This is a genomic window from Lysinibacillus sp. NPDC056959, assembly GCF_042674095.1.
Taxonomy (GTDB): Bacteria; Bacillota; Bacilli; order Bacillales_A; family Planococcaceae; genus Lysinibacillus; species Lysinibacillus zambalensis.
This window is the reverse complement of the sequence record NZ_JBHURE010000023.1, coordinates 68,202-73,704: the sequence shown is the minus strand read 5'-3', so window position 1 is coordinate 73,704 and position 5,503 is coordinate 68,202. Positions and strand designations below refer to the sequence as shown.

General features: G+C 34.8%; 3 protein-coding genes and 1 pseudogene. 1 reads left to right on the top strand and 3 read right to left on the bottom strand.

The annotated features are described in order from the left end of the window. Positions 1-819: 819 nt before the first annotated feature. From ACFTQ7_RS20200 to ACFTQ7_RS20190, 3 genes are all read right to left on the bottom strand, one after another. Positions 820-2,949, bottom strand: coding sequence for a type IA DNA topoisomerase (locus ACFTQ7_RS20200; protein WP_386830580.1), 2,130 nt, complete (start codon positions 2,947-2,949; stop codon positions 820-822). Positions 2,950-3,282: 333 nt separating this feature from the next. Further along, on the bottom strand, positions 3,283-3,627 hold the full coding sequence (locus ACFTQ7_RS20195) for a ParB N-terminal domain-containing protein (protein WP_386830579.1): 345 nt from the start codon (positions 3,625-3,627) through the stop codon (positions 3,283-3,285). Positions 3,628-4,052: 425 nt separating this feature from the next. Continuing rightward, complete coding sequence (locus tag ACFTQ7_RS20190; protein WP_386830578.1) at positions 4,053-4,238, bottom strand: DUF1643 domain-containing protein; 186 nt, start codon at positions 4,236-4,238, stop codon at positions 4,053-4,055. A 308-nt stretch (positions 4,239-4,546) separates the two neighbouring features. On the opposite strand from ACFTQ7_RS20190, the pseudogene ACFTQ7_RS20185 reads away from it, so the two are divergent. Beyond that, positions 4,547-5,503, top strand: a pseudogene (locus tag ACFTQ7_RS20185) (hypothetical protein); the annotation flags it as partial.

The following is a 5,503-nucleotide window of genomic DNA, read 5'->3' as shown; positions in this document are numbered from 1 at the left end:
ATGTTGGTGTGGTAACTACATTCTACACGAGGTCGTTATGGGCTTCCTTTATATTGACTTCTGGGTGTTGCACTTAATATTACAATCCGTCATACCTAAAAAACAATTTGGTTCTTCAAAATAAAGACAAGTCGAACAATGGAGGAAAAATTCAAAGAAATGGGATCAATTGAAGCGTTTTATTGTATACCAACTACAGGTTCTGAGACGAATGGTATAACGTATTCATTTTAAGAGCGTAGAAGAAAAGCGGGTTTACTATAAAGCATAGTTCAGTCATTAAAGGATGAAGTGTTAAAGCAGAAAAGGCGTGCTGAGCACTTTAGCAACTTTATAACAGTATAGTCGTTTCAAGCGTATACCCACATTTAAAGGACGTACAGGGCTCAACGATAACCCCTTTGAACATCGAAGATAAGTTAATTGATACGGGAAAGCGTTTGGAAAAAATACAGATTTAGAAAATTCATCTTCTTCCTCGATGTTTTAAGCGACAAAGATGAAGATAAAAGTAAAAAGCAAAATAAGAATATGGAAAAATTATTGGACAGATTTGATATCTAAAGTATGAATAAAACAATGAATAACTAGAGGCGCATTAGTTATTCATTACCTTTCATTTGCTTTTCAAGTAACCTTTTTTTCCGGAATTAAATATATGAATATGGATTTTATCATCCATATGGTCATTTAGAAGTTTCAAGCATATTTAGACACTAAAAAGAGCGTAAGCAACGACGAAAAAGAAAATTTATAAAACTACAAGATGAATTCAATTTATAAGTTTTTTGCGGAATAGATCATAAATCTCTTCCGCTTTTACTTTTCATTAAACTCAAATTCAATTTTCCCTTCTACCAACCGGAGTGACGCATTAAATTGTTTACCATTCTTTGATTTAAAACCTTTAAGTAGAGCTGTTTTACCAATCTTACATAAATCATTAATGTTCTTTTCAGTTAGTTTTTTTCCTAATAGCCTTCCTGGGAACGTTTGTTTACAACCATTTTTATAATTCGAGCAACCGTAAAAGTTTTTACGCAAACCTATTTTTCCTACTTTACATGTCGGACACGTCACAATATCTTTTACAGCAGTTGGTTTAAACTGCTCTGTGTCTATTGTAAGTGACTCTAACTGTATAGGTACCTCGGCTATTAATTGATTAACAAACTTACCTATGCTTTCAATAAAATGTTTTGCAGAGCCTTCCCCACGACCAATTTTATTTAAGTAAATTTCCCATTTTGCAGTCATAGATGGACTTGAAAGTAATGTCCCTTCAATTGACCGACATAAAAGCTCTCCTTTAGGCGTAATGCTCACTATGTTTTTTCGTACTTCAATAAATCCATGCTTTTTAATCGTCTCTATAATGCCACTCCGAGTTGCTTCTGTGCCAATACCTTCAATCGATTTCAGCATCTCGATTTCCTCTTCATCCTCAACTGATTTACCGCATGTTTTCATCATCGTAATGAGTTGACCTTCGGTATAAGGCTTAGGAGGCGTGGTCGTGCCTTCTAAAATAGAAATCTTACTTTGTACCATCTCATCTTGGAAAACGACAGGTAACGACTCTTCCCGCTCCTTTAACTCTTTTTCATTTGAAAATAATTCTTTCCAACCTTTTACAAGTTCTGTTTTTCCTACCGTTTTAAACTCTATATTTTTGACATTCGTTAAAATTGTTTTTTCATCGTATTCATAATCTTGGTGAAACATGGCAAGTGTCGTATTGACTATTTCGAAATAAATATTTCGTTCATCAGCATTCATTGATTGTAACGCTTTTTCTGTCGGCACTTTTTTCGTTGGAATAATAGCATAGTGCTCCCCAACCTTGGCACTGTCGACATAGCGTTTGTTATTCCCGCGATTTAGCACATTAAATGTCTTTCCCACGAGCTGCTGATATTTTGCCAATGATTCATTTAAATAAGCAAACTCATTATGTGTAATGAGCTGTGAATCGGTACGTGGGTAAGAAACAAGCTTTTTCTCATAAAGTGATTGCGTAAGTTTCAACACATGTGACGGACTGTATTTCCAACGTCTATTAGCGGCGGCTTGTAATGTTGATAACGCATGTAGTTTTGGTGGTGCAATACGCTTCGTTTTGTTCGTTACACTCGTAATTAGACCCGTATCCACCGGTTCAACCCCATGTTGTTGCAATAATTGCACAGCCTCTGCACGCTCTTTTGTTTTTAACTTTGCCTTCCCTTTATATACACCATTTTGTGCTTTAAAGACCCCTTCAATTTCATAAAATTTTTCAGGCTTGAAATATTCGATTTCCTGTTGTCTTTTATAAATTAAATAGACGGTTGGCGATTGCACACGACCGATAGAGATACTACCCTTAAAGCCCTTTTTTTGTAAAAGTAGCGTATAGAGGCGACTACAGTTCATGCCTACTAACCAATCGCTAATTTGACGTGTTTTTGCTTCTTGGTACATGAGCAGATCACGCTCATTACTTTGCATATTATTAAAGCCTTTTCGAATTTCCTCAACCTCTAATGAATTGATCCATAATCGTTTAACAGGCTTATTTACTTTCGTCATTTTTAAAAGTGAGTAGAAGATATTTGAACCTTCACGTTCACTATCGCAGCAGTTATAAATCATAGTTATTTGTGGATCACTAAAGATTTTTTTTACGGCATTAAATTGTGTATACATTTTAGAGACAACTTTATCTTCAAATTTTTGAGGAATGATTGGTAATGATCCAAGCGACCACTTCTCCCATTCCTTTTGATATTCTTTTGGTTCCTTTAATTCAACAAGATGACCAACTGCCCAGGTAATTACTGCACCCTCAGGAAAAGTAGAACAAGGTTCCAATTCAATAAATACTTTCTCTTTTTGTTTAATTTTAAAAGCGTCTGCATAAGCTCTTGCTTGAGATGGTTTCTCTGCTAAAATACATACGTATCCCATTTATAGGTCAATCTCCTTCATTCTTTATTTTACAAGGTATAAGTCTTGTTCGACCTTTTTAATAAGTCAAACAAGTCAATGTCAAATAATAAAACGCTCAAAAATGCGAAAAATATTTAACACTTTATAATTCCCCTTCGTTAAAAATTTCCATATCTATTTACTTCCTAATCCTATTATCTCTTCTAACTCCGCGTATTTTAATAGTCATTTCGAATTTCCTCATTAATCATCACATCTTCTTTTAAATATTTTAGTAGCTTTTTATATAAAAACAAATAAACTCAACTAATCAGATTAGTTGAGTTTATTGTGAAATACCCTACTACTATTTTACTTTAAACAATTTAAGATATCACTTACTAAAATTTTTGTACCAGGCGCACCCTTCAAATATTTTAAATCTCCAGTCGCAAGCCAATCGAGTTCGTCTAGCTTCATTAAAATTTGTGCAATTTTGACGGAATCAGGCTGCTGTGATTTAACTAAGTAATTTTCATTTATCACTTTATTACCAACTATAGCTATTGCATTTAAACATGTAATATGTGTCATTCGATAAAGCTTATTATCATCCCATTCATCAGGGAACAATTCTTTGATTGTATTGAAATAAAATAAACATAAATTAAGCTTCTTCTCTTTCGAAAGTTTTTCAAGTACAGATTTTTTTGTCAAAAGCTTAACCATACTATAAAGATTTTGTAAGGTAATATTCTTTTCTATATTACGTTTACCTGTAAGCGTTCCCTTGTTAAAAAACGGGCTTTCCAGGTTTCAAGATTAGGTTAGTTGCTACCCAGCTAATATCATCCTTATCGCGATTTAAATAAATCTCTTATAATATCCCTATCTTTAGGTGGGTTTAACAATCCACTTGGAATGGTGTTAAACATTGTGTATTCCCTTGAACGAACATATATCGGACATAACCCATTAATAAATCTCTTGGCCTTACATAATTAGGACTACTTACATTTGGACTATAATGAGATCTTCTTTGAAACATTTCGTTACCGAAATTATACCTGTTCGCACTCTGCATATGTAGTTGGTAATGTAATATGTATAAACACTAATGCTGTTTAATGTAGAAAATTTTATTAGCTAGTTCGGCTTTTTAACTTTCTTATATCTTCTTCTGAGTCCAAAGAATGCATTTTATCCTCCAGCGAAGTGAATAGATTCTTAATGATAACTGAGCCATAATCTAATTTGGCAAGATTGTTTATGACATGCATTGTTGTTTGGTCTTGCACAATTTCATCTGTCTGACCCCCTCCAATCACTCCTTTTACTGCCCTCCTAATTTTCTATAAGCAACTACACCACCGACTGTATCTACAACTGCTGCCTTGATAGGATTAATTGAAAAAATTAATGAATTACCGTAAGTTATCACTAGTTTGAAAGTCCTTCTTTTTATCCAATTACTAGGAAGATAGATTTAATATACATTTCATAAATTGATACTAATTATCAATATTTCAGAATATTTAAATATTACGATTCTCGAATTAGTTCCATTGTGATAGATTGTAAATATCACACTAAACTGAAAAAGTGTGACAATTAAAGAAATAGGAGGAAATGAGATTTGAAAAATTTTAAGTTTATGAAGTTCTTAAGTAGTATTCTAGTTTTCGTTATGGTGCTTTCTTTATTGGTTCCATTGTCGAGTGCTAGTGCTGAAGAATCGAAACCATTCAAGCAGGATAGTCAAAGCGAAAGTATAATTCAACTAAAGGCGGATATTGCTGAACAGCTAAGTTTGTCTAAAGATGATCCAACTCTCCACGAAAGCTTACAAAATGTATCAGGCAATCAAGAGGTTGCAGTCATCGTTCATTTATTTGAAAAGCCTGTTGCACTAGAGCAAGGAATAAGCCAAGTCAAAGGCCAAAAATTCTCTAATGCCCGAGCAAAAGAAGTTCGTTCCAATGTAAAAGTACAACAAGATGTTACAAAGCTTGCAACCTACGAAGTAGCGAATGATAACATAGCTACTGTAAAAGCAGGGGTGGTAAAAGGAAAAGGTCAAGGTAATACGACGATTAAGGGAACGTATGGTGAGCACACACTAACATTTGATGTGTTTGTAAAGCAAGGTAACGGGAATGGTAATGGTAATGGCAATGGTAACGGCAATGGTAATGGCAATGGCAACGGCAACGGCAATGGCAACGGCAATGGCAATGGCAACGATAATGGCAATGGTAATGGCAACGATAATGGCAATGGTAATGGCAATGGCAATGGCAATGGCAATGGCAATGGCAATGGCAATGGCAATGGTAATGGTAATGGCAATGGCAATGGCAATGGCAACGGCAACGGCAACGGCAACGGCAATGGTAACGGCAATGGCAACGGCAATGGTAACGGCAATGGCAATGGCAATGGCAATGGTAATGGTAATGGTAACGGCAACGGCAACGGCAATGGCAACGATAATGGCAATGGTAATGGTAATGGTAATGGTAATGGTAATGGTAATGGTAATGGTAATGGTAATGGTAATGGTAATGGTAATGGTAATGGTAATGGTAATGGC